Consider the following 20,011-nt stretch of genomic DNA (forward strand, 5'->3'; position numbering starts at 1 on the left):
CCTCGGAATTCCGCTTGGTATCCGCTTATCGCTGCCGGCCCTGACATTGGGGGAGTTTAGCGAAAACAAAAGCCCCGCCAGAGGCGGGGCTTTTGGGCGATCTAAATTGTATCAGGCCACGCCAGCTCGGGCATCAGCCCGCATCAGGCATAACGGCGCAGGCGCAGCGAGAAATCGTGCAGTGCCTGGATGCCGCTGGCCTCGGCGCGGTGGCACCAGGCCTGCAGCTGCGCCAGCAGCTGTTCGCGCGTCAGGTTGGAGCGGCCCCAGATCGCGGCCAGCTCGCGGCGCATTTCCACGAAGGTATGCAGCGACTTGTTCTGCTCCACGATGCTGGCCAGTTGCTGGCGCTGCGGATCGGCCAGCTTGGCTTCTTCGCGGTGGAACCACTTGCGAGCCGGCTTGAAGCTGCTGTACTCGGCCACGCGGGCTTCCTTCAGCTTTTCCAGTTCCTGCTTGTAGGCGCTCTTGACCGCCTTGGCATAGCGCGCCATCACGTCATAGCGATTGGCAATGATGGCTTCCAGCGTATTGTGGTCAACCGGGCGGGCATCCACCAGGCGCGCCTTCGGCGGGGTCTTCTTGACCTTGGCCAGGCCAACAGCCTGCATGGCACGGATATAGCCCCAGCCGATGTCGAACTCGTACCACTTGATCGAGAACTTGGCCGACGTCGGGTAGGTGTGGTGGTTGTTGTGCAGTTCTTCGCCGCCGATGATGATGCCCCACGGCGAGACATTGGTCGAAGCGTCCTCGCAATCGTAATTGCGATAGCCCCACCAGTGGCCCAGGCCATTGATGATGCCGGCGGCGTGGATCGGGATCCACAGCATCTGCACGGCCCACACGGTCAGGCCGATCACGCCGAACAGGGCGACGTCGATGATCAGCATCAGGCCAACGCCTTGCCAGCCAAAGCGCGAGTAGACATTGCGCTCGACCCAGTCGTCAGGCGTGCCATGACCGAACTTGGTGATGGTTTCCTTGTTCTTGGACTCGGCGCGATACAGCTCCGCGCCTTCCAGCAGCACCTTGCGGATGCCGCGGGTCTGCGGGCTGTGGGGATCGTCTTCGGTCTCGCACTTGGCGTGGTGCTTGCGGTGAATGGCGGTCCACTCTTTGGTGACCATGCCGGTGGTCAGCCACAGCCAGCCACGGAAAAAATGCGAAACGATAGGGTGCAGGTCCAGCGACCGGTGCGCCATGCAGCGGTGCAGGTAGATGGTTACGCCCGCGATGGTGATGTGCGTCACCACGAGGGTGTAGATCACAATCTCCCACCAGGACCAGTTGGCGAGGCCATTAGCGGCCCAGTCAAGAATAGTGTCGAACAAACTGTTCTCCGTCGATTAAACAGGGGCATTCAGTGCGGCGCGACAGGGCGAGCCGCAAACAAGGTGCAGAAAAAGGACTGCAAATTCAATGATTGCGTCATACGGCGCCTGCCTGAACCCCGGCATTCGCCGGAGCCCCCAAGGCACGCGCGCCTGGCGCCATGGGCAAAACTGCTGCCTGCCGGCGGACTGGACACGAGCCGCTGCAATCTGGCGGCTGTCTGGTGTGGGGCGGGAGGTCGAACAAACTCACCCGAGCGAAACGTGCCTTTCGAATGAACCCGCAACTACCTTGGATTCTACCGGAACCGCATCGCACGGACATCCGCTTTTTCCCTCAGTTTGACGCTAAGCAACACGGATTGTTCCACAAGGTGCCCTAAACGCCCCGTGAACGCTCAGGATGCCGAGCCACCGGGGACGCCCGGCAAATCGATACGCGCCTCTTGCACCTCTTTCACGAGGCCACCATGGCCGTCGAATTCCACTTTCCCCAGTACCCGCACCTCGCGCTGCGGATATGGGATCGAGATGCCATGCTCCTTGAACTTCCGCCATATCGCCCGGTTCATCGCCGATTGCACGCCCAGCTTACCATTCTGAGGATCGGCGATATAGCCCGCAAGCTCGTATTCGATGCCATTGTCGCCGAACAACACCAGAAATGCCGACGGACCCGGCTGTGCCATCAGGCGCGGGATATCTTGGGCGGCCTCTACGAGCAAGGCGAGCACCGTTTCGGGGTCTGCCGCGTAATCGGCCTGTACACGTGTCGCCACGCGCACATGGGTATTGGAGAACGAATGGTTCTGCACCGCCTGCGCCACCAGTTGTTCGTTCGGCACCAGGGTTTCGCCATCGCCGTTGCGCACCACGGTGTACCGCGTCCGGATCTGCGAAACGATCCCCGTGTACTTGTCGACGGTGATCTGGTCGCCCAGCTTGACCGAGCGGTCCAGCAAGATGATGAATCCGGAGATGTAGTTGCTGGCAATCTTTTGCAAGCCCAGCCCCAGGCCAACGCCCAGCGCGCCACCGAACACGGACAGCACCGTGAGGTCGATGCCGACCAGCGACAGGCTCAGCAACAGGGACACGAGCAGCAGCAGCGCCTTGGAAATCCGGCTCAGAACGACCTTCAGGTTGCTGTCCAGCCCGGTCGACCGCATCAGGCGCTCTTCCAGCCATGAGCCGAACCACATCGCCGCCAGCACGGTGACCAGGATCCACACGATGGCCACCAGCGTATCCGCCAGGCTGATCTTCTGCTTGCCGCCCAGCGAAAAGCGGATATCGTCCATCCAATGCACGACATCCCACAGCAAACCCAGCACATAAAGCGCCATCGCCGCCCAAACCAGGGTCGTCAGCACTTTTTCGACCAGTAGCAGCATGCCATGCAACTGGCCATTGCCCGACATTACCCGGCGCAGGATGTAGAAGGCGAAATACAGGAAGGTAATGCCAGAAAGGGGTACCAATGCGAGCCGTAGCACACTGATGGACATCATCGCCTCCAGCCCGAAGCGCGCACCCATCACCAGCAGCCAGCCGAACAACGGGAACATGGCGCGTTCCAGGCTGGCGGCGGCGAAACGCAGGGAGAAGCTGGATCCGGCATAGCGGGCTTCGAGGCGCTTGACGATCAATCTAGCCAATGGCCAGGCCACCGCCAGGCAAGCGGCGAGGACCACCAACTGCCAGATGAAGCCAGGGCCACCCGCATCGCGGATCAGATCATCGAGCATCTTGCCAAAGGCCGGATGCGCAACATGGAGTTCGTTCAGGGAAATGGGATTCATGCTCTGCCGTGGCTGGCAGGGTCCATCCGGTCAGGATCGGCGGTCCCTGGCAAGGTGAGCGGGACACTACATGACGTTACTGCATGCCCCGCGGCCAAAAAGTCAGCCATTCTAGCCGCCCTGCTCCGCGCGGCGCTACGCCGAGGCCGAGCACCGTCAACCGCATGTTCGCCGGCAATCCGGCGGGCGATGCCACGGCTCGGCAATGCGTTGCAGCCGATCCCGCAGGTCCGCCCCGGGATGCAAGGGGCCACATAGCAGGTCGACGCAATAGTCGATCACCCGCGCCCGACCCGGCGGGTTCAGCATGCCGTGGTCCAGGCCATCGATAGTCTCGATCTGCAACTGCGAGAAGCCGGCCAGGCCGGCCAGCGTCGGCCCGAAGAACCGCGCCAGCTCGAAAGGCCCGGGATCGTCCGGGCCGAACAGCAGGCGCAGGGCCGTGCCGCGCGCGTCGAGCGACTGGAGCAAGCCTTCGATCTCCCGCTGCTCGTGCGCGGCAGGCTCGGGCAGGACCGATGCCGCATTGATGCCGGGCGCGCCCTCTTCTGCCGTAGGTGCGCTGCGGCCATGGATCAGCCACCGGGGCCGGGTGAAGGTCTCCCGGCGCAACAAGCGCTGCAGGTTGACCAGCACGGCGCCCACCAGGCCGGGGTGCGCGCCCGCGGCGTGCAGACTCACATTGGCACCGTAGCTCACGCCGAAGGCCACCACCTCGCGATGGCCGTGGGCAAGCAGCCAGTCGCAGGCGGTGACGGCATCGCGGTACCCCTCCGGATCGGCCGGCACCCCCGCGATGGCCCGCGCGCCAACGGAAGCATCCCCGATGCCCCGCACATCGATGCGAAACGAGGCAACACCGCGTGCCGCCAGCCGGCGCGCCAGCATGACCCCGCAACGGCCAGCACCGACGTGATGCGTGCCGCCGGAATTGTTGATCAGCACAGCCGGCCGCTCGATGCGCGGCCCGAGCGGCTCACATAACATGCCGAACAGGCCCTGGCCAAAGCGCACCGGCGTTTCCACCCACTCGCCGGCGCGCAGGCACGAAGCCGTCCCTGCCGCCATCGCGCGGACACCCGGGGCTGGCTCGCCGACTGGCGCCGCTGGCGCCAGACCGGCAATCCAGCCGGCCACCTCCGCGAAGGTCGCATCCGGTGGCGTGCCATGCAACGGGTCCTGCAACCAGTCGATCAGGTCAGGGAAAGGCACCATCCGCACCTGCGCGCCCAGTGTGCCGTAGTGGCGCGCCAGCGGGGCCATCTGAGGCTCGCCGCCCGCGATCAGGATTTGCGGGGCGGGGGCGCAAGGCGCATTGAGCAGTTCGATGCCGCCAAGGCCATCGATCGTGGCGTCGGTGAAATGGATGCCCAGGATGTCCATGCCAGATTGCCGGCCGGCGCCAGGCGCCGGCTCCGCAGCGCGGCAAGCAAGCGAGCGCCAGGTCTGCGCGATCATCTTCATCTCCCGCACCAGCATCCTGCCGCTCGCCACGGGCGCAAGCAGCGCCAGCGCGTCGATGCGCCGCCCGGCCACGCAGCGCCCGGCGGCCAGTGCCGCCAGCGAGGCGCCCCCGCGCACGCCTAACAACACGAGTTCCCGGGCACCGGACAAGCGCATGAGCAACTTGCCGGCGGCATCGATCCCGGCAAGCCAAGCGTCGACACAGGACGCACCCGGCGCGCCGGCGTGTTCGAGGTCGGCGGAGTCACCGGTGCCTGGATAGTCGAACCTGAGCACGGGCACGCCCTGGGCCGCGAGCCGCTCCGCCAGCCGCGCCAGGCCGGCATGCGTCCACAAGGCTTCATGCCCGATCGCATTGCACAGCAGCACCGCGCGCTGACCCTGGGCCGGGTGGTACCAGCCAAAACATCCGTCGAAATGCAGCGGCGTCATGGCGCAAACGCCTGGTGGCTCACCTGCCGTGCGTCCCCCGCACCAATGGCCAGGCGCTCGCAGCGCGCCAGCAACTGGCCGCGATCGATCTTGCCGTTCACGTTCATGGGAAGGCCGTCGAGGCAGACGATGCGATCCGGCCGCGCGTAGACCGGCAGGCTCTGCCTGCACGCTTGCCGGATCCGCGCCATGCGCGCACCGAGCTCGCCCGACGAGGCTTTGCCCGATGCCTGCACAAAGGCCACCAGCCCCATCGGCTTGCCGGCGTTATCCAGTGGCCACGCCAGCACGGCGCACTGCGCGCTGCCGCTGGCAGCCTGCACCACCTGCTCGATCTCCTGCAGTTCCACGCGATTGCCGCGAATCTTCACCTGCATGTCGATACGGCCGTGATACAGCAAGCCGTCGGGGGATTCGGCCACGGCATCGCCGGTGCGGTACCAACGGCTGCATGCCCGTTCGGGATAGGCGCGGGTAAAGAAGCGCTGCGCGTCGAGCGGGTTGGCACCGAGATAGCCCTTGGCAAGCTGCGCACCGCCGATCAGCAGTTCACCCTGCGCACCGGGCGGCACCGGCGCAAGCGCCTCGTCGACGACCATCAGCTCGACGCCAGGATATGGCTTGCCGAGCGGCACCGCAGGGCGCGACGCATCGGCAAGAAACGCCTCGGTCAGCTCGAAGGTGAGCATGATCACCGTTGCTTCGGTGGGTCCGTAGCCATTGACGATGCGCGTGTTCGGCGCCGCCCGCGACCACGCCCGCGCCAGCGTCTTGGGCAAGGCCTCCCCTCCCATCAAGGTCATCCGCACGCTGGGAAACGCGCAGGGCGTGAGCTTGCGAAACTGCTGCATCAGCGCTAGCACGGAAGGCACGCTGGACCAATGGGTAATCCTGTGCTCCTGGATAAATCCGGCCAGGTAAAGCGGGTCTTGGAGCGCGGGCACATAAAGGCAGCCCCCGTTCGCCCAGCAGACGTGCATGTCATGCACCGAGAAATCGAAGGTGAGATCGGCGAACTGGCTGAAGCGGGCGCCAGGCTGGCTTGGAAAGCGCTGCATCTGCGCGCTGACATAAGCTACCGCACTGGCATGCGGGATCATCACACCTTTGGGCGGCCCGCTGGTGCCGGAGGTGAAGATCAGGTAGGCAAGGTCGTCTCCCGAGACGGCGGCAAGCTGGCCAGGCGGGTCATGCACGAAAGGCGCCGGCGGCAGCGGGGCGAAGCGCGCGCTGCCTCCCGGACATCCGGTTGCCGGCAGCGACTCCGGATCCAGCAGGACGATGTGCAAATCCGGGGGCAGCAACGGCATCAACGCCTCAAGCTGCGGTGCGCATGCACGATCGACCAGCATCACCCGCGCGCCCGAGCGCTCGACGATGGCGGCGTTGCGTGCCGAGGGGAATCTGGGGTGCAACGGCACATAGGCCATGCCCGCCGCGAGCACGCCGAGCACGCCGGCGTACGCTGAGACGCTGCGGTGCGCGAACAGGACGCAGTTGCTGCTCCCTCCCCCTGCATGCATCGCCAGCGCGGCACGCACGCGGCACGCGCGTGCGCGCAGTTCCTTGTAAGTGTAAAAGCGTCCGTCGACCCACAAGGCGTGGTCGCCGGGCTGCCGCGCGGCCATATCAAAGAAGAATGAATGCAACATCCCGCCTCCCAACCGAGCGCGCCGCCCCCGTTGCAGGACCGGCGCGTTCTGAAACCCCGTCCGAAAGTTGTGCCGGCGCCGATCCACCCTGCACGTTCGCGCCGTTGTACTTGCGTGGCGCGCGTTGTCTTGCCAAGTTAGGCTGCATTGCCCAACAAGACAAGTTGCACCGCCTTAAATGTATTGAACTTAAGATATTTTTCCATCCGTGCGAATGGGGGATGCGAACGGAGGCGGACTGCGCTCTACGATGGGCGCCTTCGTGCAGCGGCGAGCGGGAATGCGCGGACCAGCCTCGCGCTGGCGGCATGCATGGCCGGTTTCCCCGTGCCGACTCGCGCCACAAAGGATGAGGAGCCGCCCAGAAGGCTTAGTCCATCAAGACCTGCGTATCGACACACACCGGACACACTGGCGGCGTGCGCGCAGACTGAACGGCGCAGGCGCATTGCGTGACGGCAGGAGATCGTGGATGGGAAAAGAAAGGGAGAACGGGAGAGACGGCGGGGGCCGAACGGCCCCGGCGCAAAAAAGCCGCCAGTCGGCCGACACCACGGGGATGCTCCCCCGGCACGGCCGCCCGGCGGATCCGGCTTTAGCTGACACGCTCCAGCACGGCGGCGAAGAAGCCGTCGGTCTGGTGCAGGTGCGGGTAAAGCGCCAGCATCTCGGCATCCTCCGGCAAGCCGGGCACCGTGATCTTTTGCTCGGCCAGCACCTGTGCGGCGGGCACCAGGCGGAAGGCCGGGTGCGACGCCAGGAAACCGCGCACGATACCTTCGTTCTCGGCCTCCAGCACGCTGCAGGTCGCGTAGACCACGCGCCCGCCCACCTTCACCAGGCGCGCGGCGGAATCGAGAATGGCCGCCTGCTTGACGGTCAGCTCCAGCACCGATTGCGGCGACTGGCGCCACTTCAGGTCCGGATTGCGCCGCAGCGTGCCCAGGCCGCTGCAAGGCGCATCCACCAGCACGCGGTCGATCTTGCCGGCCAGGCGCTTGATCTTGGCGTCGTGCTCGGAGTCGATCAGCACGGGGTGCACGTTGGACAACCCGCTGCGCGCCAGGCGCGGCTTGAGGTTGGACAGGCGCTTCTCGGACACGTCGAATGCATAGAGGCGGCCGGTGGAGCGCATCAGCGCGCCCAGGGCGAGCGTCTTGCCGCCCGCGCCCGCGCAGAAATCGACCACCATCTCGCCGCGCTTGGGCGCGACCAGGTTACACAGCAGCTGGCTGCCTTCATCCTGCACTTCGACCAGGCCGTTGACGAACAGCGGCAGCTGGTTAAGCGCCGGCTTGCCGGCCAGGCGGATGCCGGACGGCGCCATCGGCGTCAACTCGGCCTTCAGCCCCGCGGCGGTCAGTTCGGCCAGCGCGGCCTCCTGCGTGGTCTTGACCAGGTTGGCACGCAGATCCAGCGGCGCCGGGCGCAGCCAGGCATCGCCCAGCGCTTCGACAAAGGCTTCGTCGTGGCGCGCCGCCAGCTGGTCGAACAGCCATTCGGGCAGGTTGGCGCGCACGCGCGGCGCCAGGCTGGAACGCTCGATCGTGGTCAGGCGATCGAGCCATTCGCCCTCTTCCGGCAGCAAGAACGGCGTCAGTACGTCGCGGCCCAGCGTGGCGGCCAGGCCCAGCAGGGCCAGGCGGCGCTGCGAAGCCCCCGTGCCGCTGGCGGCGAACTGCGCAAACTCCACGCGCCGGCGCAGCACGGCAAACACGGCTTCGGCGATGATGCCGCGCTCGCGATGGCCCAGCTTCGGGTTTTCGCGGAAGTAGTAGCTCACCACCACGTCGGACGGACGCGTGAACATCAGCACCTTGCCCAGCAGGCGGTCGATATGCTGGATATGGACGGCATGCAGCCCGCCATGCGGCCCGCGGCCTTGCTGCGGGGCCTGGCCGTCGTTCGCATCGCGCGAGCGCGACATGCGGATGGGCGTGCCCTTGTGGTCTTTGTTCTTGTTGCGGACGGGCTGGCGGGCCCCTGCGGTATTGCGGCTCATGACTGCACCTCCGTAGCGGCAGCAAAGGCCGTAAACAGCTGGGATTCGGGTGGTTCGACCCGGACTACGCCGGCATGCACTTGCAGCCGGTCTTCGACAAACCAGCGCACAGCGCGCGGGTAGATAACGTGTTCGCACGGCAACAGGCGCGTGGCCAGGCTCTCGGGCGTGTCGTCCGGCAGCACGTCAAGCGCGGCCTGGACGATAACGGGGCCGTGATCGAGCTCGGGCGTGACGAAATGCACGCTGGCGCCGTGGACCTTGACGCCCGCCTCAATGGCTTGCCGGTGCGTGTGCAGCCCTGGAAAGCACGGCAGCAGCGACGGATGGATATTCAGCATGCGCCCGGCGTACTTGTCGACAAAGCCCGGCGTCAGGATGCGCATGAAACCGGCCAGGACCACCAGGTCCGGCGCGAAAGCGTCGATGGCAGCGGCGAGCGCAGCATCAAAAGTGGCGCGATCATCATATAACTTGTGGTCCACCACGCCGGTAACCACGCCGTGGTCGGCGGCATATTTCAGACCTTCGGCGTCTGGCCGGTTGGACAAGACCGCCGCTACGCGCGCCGGCCAGCCCTCGGCGGCGCAGGCGCTGACGATGGCTTCCATATTGGTGCCTCGCCCGGAAATCAGGATAACGATATTTTTCATCGCGCAATTCTACCAAGTCGGGGCCAGTACACGACCAAAGCGAGCGCATTAGGCACTTAAAACACGCGAAACCCTCGCCGCAGCGCCATTTCGCATGGCCTATACGCAACGTGAACCCGCGTCCGGTGGATTGTGACGCCTCGCCCGCTCTGCTAGAGTGGCTGCTATCGTCCACGCGCAGTCCGTTTACACGGCTTCAAGTGACAACAAGGACGAACTGGGAAATTAGACGGGAAATCGCATGTCGAACGCTGCACCGACCTTGTTGGTGGTCGATGATCATCCTATGGCCTTGTCTGGCACTACCGCGTTTTTGGCGGAAGTGATGCCCGACGTTGCCGTCCATGCTGCTGGTAGCGCCAAAGAAGCGTTGAATACCTTGCAGCAAGGACTCAGGCCTGACATCGTGCTGCTGGATATCTGGCTGACCGATGGTACCGGCTTCGACGCCATGCAGGCGCTCAAGACGCTGGTACCTTCCGCTCGCTTTATTTTTATGTCGGCCGAGGCCACGCCTGAAATCGTGGGCCGCGCGCGCGCGCTCGCCGCCTGTGGCTTCGTCGGCAAGCACCTGGACGCCAACGCATTCACCGCCGCCGTGCGCAAGGTGCTGGCAGGCGACACCTCCTTCCCATCGGACGAAGCGCTCAATGGCCGTGCTCAATCCTTCGGGCCGGCGCACGGCATTCCGGTCACGCCGGCGGAACTAGGCCTGACCCCGCGCCAGGGTTCGGTCCTGGCGCTGGTGCTCGAGGGGCTGCCCAACAAGGTCATCGCGCGGCGGCTCGGCCTGACGGAAAACACCGTCAAGGAACACGTCTCGGCCATCCTGCAGCGGCTCGGCGTGCGCACCCGCATGCAGGTCATGTCGCGCATGGAGCGGTTCCGCCTGCGCCAGTAACGCGCACCGGCGACGCCAGCTGCTCACTGGGCAGGCGGCAAATAAAAGTGGGCCAGCGCGTCATGCGCTGGCCCATTTTTTATGCCTTCGCCACTCAGGCGGGCCGCAGCCAGCGCCGCAGCAACAGTCTCAGAGCAGCCGGGTCGACCGGCTTGGGCAGCACGAAGTAGCCTGCCTCCTCGGCCGCAGCCAGCGCGGCGGACTTCAGATCGCCCGACAAAAGCGCGCTGCGCGCCTGCGGCTGCGTGTTCTGCCAGCGCTCCAGCAGGTCCAGTCCGTTTTCGCTGCCAGGCAGGCGCAGGTCGCAGAAGATGATGTCCGGCTTGAGTCCCTGGAGGAACAGGCGGTCGGCATCCGCACCGTGCGCGGCGCAGGCAACCTGGATGCCCCACGCCTCCATGAGCGCAATCCATGCCTTGCGGATCTGGGTGTCGTCGTCGACCACCAGCACGGTGCCGCGCAGGTGGTCGGGCTTGGCGTCCTCGGCCTGCGCGTTGGCCCGCACGGTACGGATGGTTGCCACGGTCTCGGCCGCCACCGGCGCCAGCGAGAACCAGAACACCGATCCCCGGCCCGGCACGGAGCGCACGCCGTAGGTGCCGCGCATCAGCCGCACGCATTCCTTGAAGATCGCCAGCCCGAGACCCAGCCCCTGGGACGGGTCGCGCTGCGGGTTGTGCACCTGGTAATACGGCGAGAAGATGTCCGGCAGATGCTCGGGCGTAATCCCGGCTCCGGTGTCCCACACCTCCACGCGGATATGCTTGCGGCGCTCGCGCGCGGTCACCAACACGCCGCCGCGCCGGGTATAGCGCAGGGCGTTCTGCACAAGATTGAACAGCGCCCGGCGCAGCAGCACCGGCTCGGCCATGGCGTACAGCTCTTCGGGCACGCGCGGGGTCAGGGTCAGGCCGCTTTCTCGCGCGTCGGCGGCGAACTGGCTCATGACCTCGCTGATCAGGTGGCTGAGCTCGCACGGCTCCAGCGTGGGCAGCACCTTGCGGCCCTCGAGCTTGGACAGGTCCAGCAGCGAGCGGAACAACAGGTCGATGGTCTGGGTGCCGGCGGCTACCTGCTCCACCAGCGGATGGAGCGAAGATGACTTGTTGCGGGCGCGCAGCGCCTCCACCAGCATCACCAGCGCGTGCACCGGCTGGCGCAGGTCATGGCTCGCGGCGGCAAGGAAGCGCGACTTTTCCTCGCTGGCATGCAGCGCCCTCTCCTTCTCTTCCTGGAATTGCTTGGCCAGCCTGCGGCTGTCGCTTTCCAGCTGGATGGCCCGCACCAGCGTGCGCTGCAGGTTCAGGGCATGGCGCGTGAGCATGATGGCGTAGACCACCAGCAGCAACTGCACATAGGTGCCATGGCCCGGGAAGGCGTACTCGGCCAGCAGGATATTGGGCACCAGGATCGGGATACCGGCGTAGACCAGGTTGGAGGGCACCGGCGACTGCGCGGTAACGCCGCCCGCCAGCACGCCAAGCGCCAGCAGGTACAGCACGCTGGAAAAGACGGTGGAGCCGGTATAGAGATGCAGCAGCGCGGAGCTGCCCCAGGTCAGGCCTGTCAGGAAGGCCATCGCGCGCATATTGGCCCACCATTTGCGCGTGTGCGCCGAGCGGCTCATGGTGGCGCAATCGCGCAGGTAGCCGAAGTAGAACCAGCTGGTGGCCGCGGTCAGCACCAGCATGACGCCGCACCAGCCCACCAGGGCGCCATGGTCGGCGGCCGACCAGAAGGCGATCGCGGTCAAAGCCGGAAGCACCACCGAGGCGACGATGGCGGTGGGGGAGACGCGATGGATGGTCGCCAGCAGCTTGGCCCGCGTTTCGGTATCGAGCGGAGGCCCTGGCGGCGGCAGGATTCGGTTTAGCAGCGCGTTCAAAGGAGGGCTGGGGGGCAGCGAGTGCAATCCGCCGTATCATGCCGCCTTTTGGGGCGTAACGCCACGCCGATGGGTCGATCCGTGCACAAAAACGCCAGTCCGGGCATACCGCCCACCGCCGCCAGGCCAAACTTGTCCACCATTCGCCTTATAATGCTCGCTTTACCCAAACGCTTGTTGCCGTCCTCGTGAAAGTCTTCCGTGGCCTGCCCAACGCCGAAAGCCGGGCGCCTTGCGCCCTCACCATCGGCAATTTTGACGGTGTGCACCGCGGCCACCAGTCGCTGCTCGCCCGCGCGCGCGCCGCGGCGGATGCACGCGGGCTACCGCTATGCGTGATGACATTCGAGCCGCATCCGCGCGAATTCTTCACGCCGGAAAAGGCACCAACGCGCATCGCGCTGCTGCGCGACAAGCTGGAAAGCCTGCGCCGCAACGGTGTCGACCGTGTTGTCGTCGAGCACTTCAACGCACACTTCGCCGCGCAATCCCCGCAAGCATTCGTCGAGAACGTGCTCTGGCATGGCCTGCACACGCGCTGGCTGCTGGTCGGCGACGACTTCCGCTTCGGTGCCAGGCGCGCCGGCGATTTTGCCTATCTGCAACAGGCTGGCGCGCAGTTCGGCTTCGACGTGGAGCAGATGGGCTCGGTCTCCGAAGGCGGCGTACGCATCTCCAGTTCCGCCGTGCGGCAGGCGCTGGGCGATGGTGATCTCGAACACGCGCGCCGCCTGCTTGGCCATGGCTATGCCATCAGCGGGCATGTGGTCCACGGCCGCAAGCTCGGCCGCGACCTGGGCTTTCCCACCATCAACCTGCGTATTTCCCACAAACGGCCGGCGGTCAGCGGCATCTTCGTGGTGCAGGTGCACGGGCTGGCAGAGCACGCCATACCGGGCGTGGCCAGTATCGGCGTGCGCCCGACCATCGAAGATGCCGGCCGGGTGCTGCTGGAAGTGCACCTGTTCGACTTCAGGCAGAACGTCTACGGCAAGCTGGTGCGGGTCGAATTCATGAAGAAGCTGCGCGATGAAGCCCGTTTCGATGGCCTGGAGGCGCTGACCGCCGCCATTGCCAAGGACAGCGCGGACGCGCGTGCCTTCTTCGGCCTGACCGTGCCGGGCTCGCCCGAAGGCACGCCCCCGGCCGCGGGCAGCCGCGACTTCGCCACCTCCGCCACCGACCGAATTAGCTAGCGCCCCGTTCCCGCGTGGCGGGACCCGGGTCGCTACCCCAACCCGAAGCCAGCCCGCGGCCCCCTCCGCAGCCGGTCCACGCCGTACCGCGCGCCCGCACCCAGCCGAGCTAGTGCCGCGCGCCAACCGAATTGCCCCGAGAATCGACATGTCCAACGACAAACGCGCCAAGCCCGAAAAAAGCAAGTACCCGGTCAACCTGCTCGAGACCCCCTTCCCGATGCGCGGCGACCTGCCCAAGCGCGAGCCGCTGTGGGTCAAGCAATGGCAGGACAAGCAGCTCTACAAGAAGATCCGGGCCGCTCGCAAGGGCGCCAAGAAGTTCATCCTGCACGACGGCCCCCCGTACGCCAACGGCGACATCCACATCGGCCATGCGGTCAACAAGGTCCTCAAGGACATGATCGTCAAGGCGCGCGGCCTCTCGGGGCTGGACGCCGTCTATGTGCCGGGCTGGGACTGCCACGGCATGCCGATCGAGATCCAGATCGAAAAGCAGTTCGGCAAGGGCCTGCCGGTGCAGGAAGTGCAATCGCGCGCCCGTACCTACGCCACCGAGCAGATCGCCCGCCAGAAGCTGGACTTCGAGCGCCTTGGCGTGCTGGGTGACTGGGAACATCCCTACCTGACCATGAACTTCAGCAACGAAGCCGACGAGCTGCGCGCGCTGAGCAAGATCATGGAAAAGGGCTATGTGTTCCGCGGCCTGAAGCCAGTGAACTGGTGCTTCGACTGCGGCTCGGCGCTGGCCGAGGCCGAGGTCGAGTACAAGGACAAGACCGATCTGTCCATCGACGTGGGCTTCCCCTTCGCCGAAACCGACAAGCTGGCCCATGCCTTCAAGCTGCCGGCCGAACAGCTCGCCGCCAAGCCGGGCTGGGTCGTGATCTGGACCACCACGCCCTGGACCATCCCGTCCAACCAGGCGCTGAACATGCACCCGGAAGTCGAATACGCGCTGGTCGACACCACGCGCGGCTTCCTGATCCTGGCCACCGAGCGCGTCGAAGAGCAGCTCAAGGTCTACGAGCTGGAAGGCAAGGTGCTGGCCACCACCACCGGCGCAGCGTTGTCGGAAATCCGCTTCCACCACCCGCTGTCCAAGATGGACGCGGGCTACGACCGCCTGTCGCCGATCTACCTGGGCGACTACGTCACCACCGATACCGGCACCGGCATCGTGCACTCGGCGCCGGCCTACGGCGTGGAGGATTTCCAGTCGTGCAAGGCGCACGGCATGAGCGACAAGGACATCATCAGCCCGGTCATGGGCGACGGCGTCTATGCCAGCACGCTGCCGCTGTTCGGCGGCCAGAAGATCTGGGACGCCAACCCCAAGATCGTCGAAGTGCTGAAGGCCTCGGGCAACCTGTTCAATTCGCACAAGTACACCCACAGCTACATGCACTGCTGGCGCCACAAGACGCCGATCATCTACCGCGCCACCTCGCAGTGGTTCGCGGGCATGGACGTGGATCCGGTCAATGAAGACGGCACCAACGGCCCGACCCTGCGCGAAACCGCGCTCGCCGGCATCGAGGCCACCGAGTTCTACCCGGCGTGGGGCAAGCAGCGCCTGCACAACATGATCGCCAACCGGCCCGACTGGACCCTGTCGCGCCAGCGCCAGTGGGGCGTGCCGATGGCCTTCTTCCTGCACAAGGAAACCGGCGCACTGCACCCGCGCACGCCCGAACTGCTGGAGGCAATCGCCAAGCGCGTGGAAGTGCACGGCATCGAAGCCTGGCAGACGCTCGACCCCAAGGAACTGCTGGGAGAAGAAGCCGCCATGTACGAGAAGAACCGCGACACGCTCGACGTGTGGTTCGACTCAGGCACCACGCACTGGACCGTGATCCGCGGCTCCCACCGCGAAGACCTGTACGACGCCTCGGCCGACCTGCCCGACGGCCGTCTGGCGGACCTGTACCTGGAAGGCTCGGACCAGCATCGCGGCTGGTTCCATTCGTCGCTGCTGACCGCCTCGATGCTGTATGGAAAGCCGCCCTACAAGGCGCTGCTGACCCACGGCTTCACGGTGGACGGCGAAGGCCGCAAGATGTCGAAGTCGATCGGCAACACGGTGTCGCCGCAGGACGTGTCGAACAAGATGGGCGCCGAGATCATCCGCCTGTGGGTGGCCTCGACCGATTACTCCGGCGAACTGTCGATCTCCGACGAAATCCTGAAGCGCGTGGTGGAAGGCTATCGCCGCATCCGCAACACGCTGCGCTTCCTGCTGGCCAACCTGGCCGACTACGACCACGCGCAGCACGCGCTGCCGGCGTCGGAATGGCTGGAAATCGACCGCTACGCGGTGGCCCTGACCGGGCGCCTGCAACAGGAAATCCTGTCGCACTACGACGGCTACGAGTTCCACCCGGTGGTCGCCAAGCTGCAGACCTTCTGCTCGGAAGACCTGGGCGGCTTCTACCTGGACGTGCTGAAGGACCGCCTCTACACCACTGCGGCCAACTCGAAGGAACGCCGCGCCGCGCAGAACGCCGTGTACCACATCACCCAGGCGATGCTGCACTGGATGGCACCGTTCCTGTCGTTCACGGCGGAGGAGGCCTGGCAGATCTTCGGCCATGGCACCGAGCACACCGACACCATCTTCACCAGCACCTACTATGACGTGCCGGCGATCGACGAGGCCGACGAACTGCTGCAGAAGTGGCATGTGATCCGCGAAGCCCGTGCCGAAGTCACCAAGCAGCTCGAAGCGGTGCGCGTGGACGGCGAGATCGGTTCCTCGCTGCAAGCCGAAGTCACCATCCAGGCCGGTGGCCCGGTGCTGGCCGCGCTGCAGAGCCTGTCCGACGACCTGCGCTTCGTGCTGCTGACGTCCGCCGCCAAGGTAGCCCCGGCGCCGGAAGGCGGCGACCTGCTGGTCACCGTGACGCCGTCGGTGCACGCCAAGTGCGAGCGCTGCTGGCACTACCGTGCCGACGTTGGCCGCGACCCGGCCCACCCCACCCTTTGCGGGCGCTGTGACAGCAACCTGTTCGGCGCCGGTGAACACAGGAGCCACGCCTGATGGCCGCCACCACCACGCGCACCGCGCGCGGCACCAAACGCGCCAGCAGCAAGGGCACCAAGGGCAGCAACACCACCCCGCTACTGTGGATGGCGTTCGCCCTGCTGGTGATCGTGCTGGACCAGTTCTTCAAGATCGTCATCGTGCGGACCTTCGCCTATGGCGAATCCCGTCCGGTAACGCGCTTCTTCAACCTGGTGCTGGTCTATAACAAGGGCGCCGCCTTCAGCTTCCTGGCGGATGCCGGCGGCTGGCAGCGCTGGTTCTTCACCGGCCTTGGCGTGGTGGTGGGGCTGTTCATCATCTGGATGCTGTACCGCCATACCGGGCAGCGCCTGTTCTGCTTCGCGATCTCGCTGATCCTTGGCGGCGCCGTCGGCAATGTGGTGGACCGCGTGGTGTACGGCCATGTGGTCGACTTCCTCGACTTCTATGTGCGCAACTACCACTGGCCGGCCTTCAACGTGGCGGACTGCGCCATCACGGTGGGCGCTGTGCTGCTGATCGTGGACGAACTGCGCCGCGTTCGCCGGCACTGAGGCCACAACGGCACGCCAACCGCGCCCGCGTCATGCGGGCGTTTTTCATGGTGCGGCCTGACTGGCAGGATGGCGGCGCGCAAGGCGCACCGGCAGCGCCGCCAACGCGCGCGCGGGCAAGCCGGTATTATTGACGTTTCTCCGGCGCGGGGGCAGCAAGCGCTGCCGCCTGCCGCGACAACCGGACAACCGGACAACCGGACAACCGGACAACCACTTCAAGCGAAGAGCATATCCATGGATCTGCGAGGCAAGCATCTCGTCCTTGGCCTGACCGGCGGCATCGCCTGCTATAAATCGGCCGAACTGGTCCGCCTGCTGACCAAGGCCGGCGCCACCGTGCAGGTGGTCATGAGCGAAGGCGCGACCCAATTCATCACGCCGGTGACCATGCAGGCACTCTCCGGGCGCACGGTCTTCACCTCCCAATGGGACGCACGCGTGGGCAACAACATGGCCCATATCGATCTCTCGCGCGAAGCCGACGCCATCCTGGTCGCGCCCGCCTCCACCGATTTCCTCGCCAAGCTGACGCACGGCCTGTGCGACGACCTGCTGACCACCCTGTGCATCGCCCGCAACTGTCCGTTGCTGGTGGCACCGGCCATGAACCTGCAGATGTGGCAGGCCCCCGCCACCCAGCGCAACGCCGCCCAGTTGCGAAAGGACGGCGTAACCCTGCTGGGCCCCGGCAGCGGCGATCAGGCGTGTGGCGAAGTCGGCGACGGCCGCATGCTGGAGCCATCGGAACTGCTTGCCGACATCATCGCGTTCTTCCAGCCCAAGCCGCTGGCCGGGCGGCGCGTGGTCATCACGGCCGGCCCCACCTTTGAAGCCATCGACCCGGTGCGCGGCATTACCAACCGTTCCTCTGGCAAGATGGGCTTTGCCATCGCGCGCGCGGCCCGCGAGGCCGGCGCCGACGTAGTGCTGGTGGCCGGCCCGACCGGCCAGCCCACGCCGCGCGGTGTGGCTCGCACCGACGTGGAAAGCGCGCAACAGATGCACGATGCGGTGATGGCGGGCTTGCCAGGCGCCGATGTGTTTATTGCGGTCGCGGCGGTGGCAGACTGGCGTCCCGCCGAAGTCGCCAGCCAGAAGCTGAAGAAGGCCAACGATAGCGACACGCCGACGCTGCACTTCGTGCAGAACCCCGACATCCTCGCCGCCGTGGCCGCAAAGCCGAACGCGCCCTATTGCGTGGGATTTGCCGCCGAGAGCGAAAAGCTCGAACAATATGGCGAGCAAAAGCGCCAGCGCAAGAACGTGCCGCTGCTGGTGGGCAATATCGGCCACCACACTTTCGGCATGGACGACAACGAGATCGTGCTGTTCGATGCCCAAGGCATGACCCGCCTGCCGCGCGCCGACAAGCTGACGCTGGCGCGCGACCTGGTCGCGGCCATCGCCGAGCGCCTGCCCGCGCGCCGTTGAGTCCGCGCGCCCAGCCCCCGAACATCACCCGGCCCCGACCCTCGACATGTCTGCAAGCAAACCCAAACTGCGCCTCTCCGTACTGGACCAGAGCCCGGTCATCGCCGGCCACAATGCGCGCGATGCGCTTGCCGCCACCGTGGAACTGGCGCAGGCCGCCGATGCGCTGGGCTACACCCGCTACTGGTGCGCCGAGCACCACGGGCTGCGCGGCGTGTGCAATCCGGCGCCGGAAGTCATGCTGGCGCGCCTGGGCAGCGTGACCAAGCGCATCCGGCTGGGCTCGGGCGGCGTCATGCTGCCTTACTACAGCCCCTTCAAGGTGGCGGAGCAGTTCCGCATGCTGGAGGGCCTGTTCCCGGGCCGCATCGATCTTGGCGTGGGGCGCGCGCCGGGCGGCGACATGCGGACCGCGCAGGCGGTGGCCATGGGCCAGTACAACCGGGGCGACCAGTTCGAGGAGCAAGTGCGGGACCTGTCCTGGCTGTTCCGTGGCGAGATGCCGCCCGGCCATATCGCCGAGGGCGTTGTGCTGCAGCCCGAGATCGATACGCGGCCGCAGCTTTGGGTGCTGGGATCCAGCGACTTCGGCGGCGCCCTGGCGGCGCGCCTGGGGCTGCGCTTTGCCTTTGCCCACTTTATCAACCCGCATGTGGGGCACGCCGTCGCACAGCAGTACCGCCGCGATTTCGAGGCAGGCTATGACGAGCAGCCTTACAGCGCAGCGGCGATCTTCGTGATCTGCGCCGACACCGAGGCCGAGGCGGCGGAGCTGGAGCGCGCCGTCGACCTGCGCCGGCTGCAGATGGCCTATGGCGTCAACGCGCCGATCCCCTCGCTCGAGCAGGCCGCGCAGCACGAGCTCAGCGAGCGCGACCGGCTGATCGTCGAGCGCGAGCGCCCGCGCACCATCTGCGGCACGCCCGAACAGGTAGCGCAGCGCATGCTGGCCCTGCGCGAGCGCTTCCTTGCCGACGAACTGGTGGTGCTGAGCGTGGCCGCCAGCTACGCGGCGCGGCTGCGCACCTACGAGCTGCTGGCGCAGGCGTTCGACCTGTCGGGCGACTAAGGGCCACTAATGGCGGCCGAGGGGGCGACCAAGCTCGGCTATCATCTCGGGTTGCCAACGTTTTAGTTTTCCCGGGACCGACCAGCCATGACATTCGAAGCCAACCCCACCGTCGAAATCAAGGTGCTTGACGCACGCCTGCATGAATGGGGCCTGCCGGCTTACCAGAGCGATATGGCGGCGGCGATCGACCTGCACGCCTGCCTGGATGCCGCGCTCACCATCGAGCCGGGCACGCCGGCGCAACTGGTGCCAGCCGGCATCTCCGTGCACATGGGCAACCCCTACATGGCGGCCACCATCGCGCCGCGCTCTGGCCTGGGCCACAAGAAAGGGCTGGTGCTGGGCAACTCGATCGGCGTGATCGACGCCGACTACCAGGGCCCGATCATGGTGAGCGTGTGGAACCGCAATGCGCCCGGCACCGAGCCGATCGTGATCCAGCCGGGCGAGCGCATCGCGCAGATGATGTTCGTGCCGGTGCTGCGGCCCGTGTTCAAGACCGTGGAAGTGTTCTCCGAAGACACGGTTCGGGGCGCGGGCGGCTTCGGCTCAACCGGCGTGCATCACGCCAAGAGCGGCAGCTAAGCGGGAAACGGGAAAGCCGG

At 66.1% G+C, this 20,011-nt stretch carries 14 protein-coding genes; 7 read left to right on the plus strand and 7 right to left on the minus strand.

The genetic code is table 11. The features are described 5' to 3' along the window. Window positions 1-143: 143 nt before the first annotated feature. The 6 genes from A9975_RS35260 to purN all read right to left on the minus strand — a co-directional run bounded on the left by A9975_RS35260 (window position 144) and on the right by purN (window position 9,339). Window positions 144-1,334, minus strand: a complete 1,191-nt coding sequence (locus A9975_RS35260) for an acyl-CoA desaturase (protein ID WP_150986015.1) — start codon at window positions 1,332-1,334, stop codon at window positions 144-146. A gap of 398 nt (window positions 1,335-1,732) precedes the next feature. Then, the gene (locus A9975_RS35265) at window positions 1,733-3,136 is read right to left on the minus strand and encodes a mechanosensitive ion channel family protein (protein ID WP_183036767.1); all 1,404 of its coding nucleotides are present in this window, start codon (window positions 3,134-3,136) and stop codon (window positions 1,733-1,735) included. 156 nt (window positions 3,137-3,292) lie between these two features. Beyond that, window positions 3,293-5,032 carry a serine aminopeptidase domain-containing protein gene (locus tag A9975_RS35270; protein ID WP_183036768.1) on the minus strand — a complete coding sequence of 580 codons (1,740 nt, stop codon included), beginning with the start codon at window positions 5,030-5,032 and terminating at the stop codon, window positions 3,293-3,295. Beyond that, complete coding sequence (locus A9975_RS35275) at window positions 5,029-6,684, minus strand: amino acid adenylation domain-containing protein (protein WP_183036769.1); 1,656 nt, start codon at window positions 6,682-6,684, stop codon at window positions 5,029-5,031. Before A9975_RS35275 ends, A9975_RS35270 begins: the two co-directional genes overlap by 4 nt. Window positions 6,685-7,279: 595 nt before the next feature. After that, on the minus strand, window positions 7,280-8,686 hold the full coding sequence (locus A9975_RS35280; protein WP_183036770.1) for an RsmB/NOP family class I SAM-dependent RNA methyltransferase: 1,407 nt from the start codon (window positions 8,684-8,686) through the stop codon (window positions 7,280-7,282). Then, complete coding sequence (gene purN, locus A9975_RS35285) at window positions 8,683-9,339, minus strand: phosphoribosylglycinamide formyltransferase (protein WP_150986010.1); 657 nt, start codon at window positions 9,337-9,339, stop codon at window positions 8,683-8,685. Before purN ends, A9975_RS35280 begins: the two co-directional genes overlap by 4 nt. Window positions 9,340-9,580: 241 nt before the next feature. Here purN and A9975_RS35290 point away from each other — a divergent pair, with 241 nt between their 5' ends. Then, window positions 9,581-10,240, plus strand: a complete 660-nt coding sequence (locus A9975_RS35290; protein ID WP_043349302.1) for a response regulator transcription factor — start codon at window positions 9,581-9,583, stop codon at window positions 10,238-10,240. 94 nt (window positions 10,241-10,334) lie between these two features. On the opposite strand, the gene A9975_RS35295 is transcribed toward A9975_RS35290, so the two are convergent. Beyond that, the gene (locus A9975_RS35295; RefSeq protein ID WP_183036771.1) at window positions 10,335-12,125 is read right to left on the minus strand and encodes a hybrid sensor histidine kinase/response regulator; all 1,791 of its coding nucleotides are present in this window, start codon (window positions 12,123-12,125) and stop codon (window positions 10,335-10,337) included. A gap of 188 nt (window positions 12,126-12,313) precedes the next feature. Here A9975_RS35295 and A9975_RS35300 point away from each other — a divergent pair, with 188 nt between their 5' ends. The 6 genes from A9975_RS35300 (at window position 12,314) to dut (ending at window position 19,991) form a co-directional block, all read left to right on the plus strand. After that, on the plus strand, window positions 12,314-13,321 hold the full coding sequence (locus A9975_RS35300; protein WP_183036772.1) for a bifunctional riboflavin kinase/FAD synthetase: 1,008 nt from the start codon (window positions 12,314-12,316) through the stop codon (window positions 13,319-13,321). 148 nt (window positions 13,322-13,469) lie between these two features. Continuing rightward, window positions 13,470-16,361, plus strand: a complete 2,892-nt coding sequence (gene ileS, locus A9975_RS35305) for an isoleucine--tRNA ligase (protein WP_183036773.1) — start codon at window positions 13,470-13,472, stop codon at window positions 16,359-16,361. Then, complete coding sequence (lspA, locus tag A9975_RS35310; protein WP_183036774.1) at window positions 16,361-16,900, plus strand: signal peptidase II; 540 nt, start codon at window positions 16,361-16,363, stop codon at window positions 16,898-16,900. The genes ileS and lspA overlap by 1 nt, the downstream gene beginning before the upstream one ends. Window positions 16,901-17,137: 237 nt before the next feature. Beyond that, a complete protein-coding gene (gene coaBC, locus A9975_RS35315; RefSeq protein WP_183036775.1) occupies window positions 17,138-18,334 on the plus strand; it encodes a bifunctional phosphopantothenoylcysteine decarboxylase/phosphopantothenate--cysteine ligase CoaBC in 1,197 nt (398 codons plus the stop codon). A 46-nt stretch (window positions 18,335-18,380) separates the two neighbouring features. Then, window positions 18,381-19,403 (plus strand): LLM class flavin-dependent oxidoreductase, encoded by a 1,023-nt coding sequence (locus A9975_RS35320; protein WP_183036776.1) that lies wholly within the window; start codon window positions 18,381-18,383, stop codon window positions 19,401-19,403. Between the two features lie 87 nt (window positions 19,404-19,490). Continuing rightward, a complete protein-coding gene (dut, locus tag A9975_RS35325) occupies window positions 19,491-19,991 on the plus strand; it encodes a dUTP diphosphatase (protein ID WP_006157522.1) in 501 nt (166 codons plus the stop codon). Window positions 19,992-20,011 lie beyond the last annotated feature (20 nt).

The organism is Cupriavidus sp. UME77 (genome assembly GCF_014170355.1).
GTDB lineage: Bacteria > Pseudomonadota > Gammaproteobacteria > Burkholderiales > Burkholderiaceae > Cupriavidus > Cupriavidus basilensis.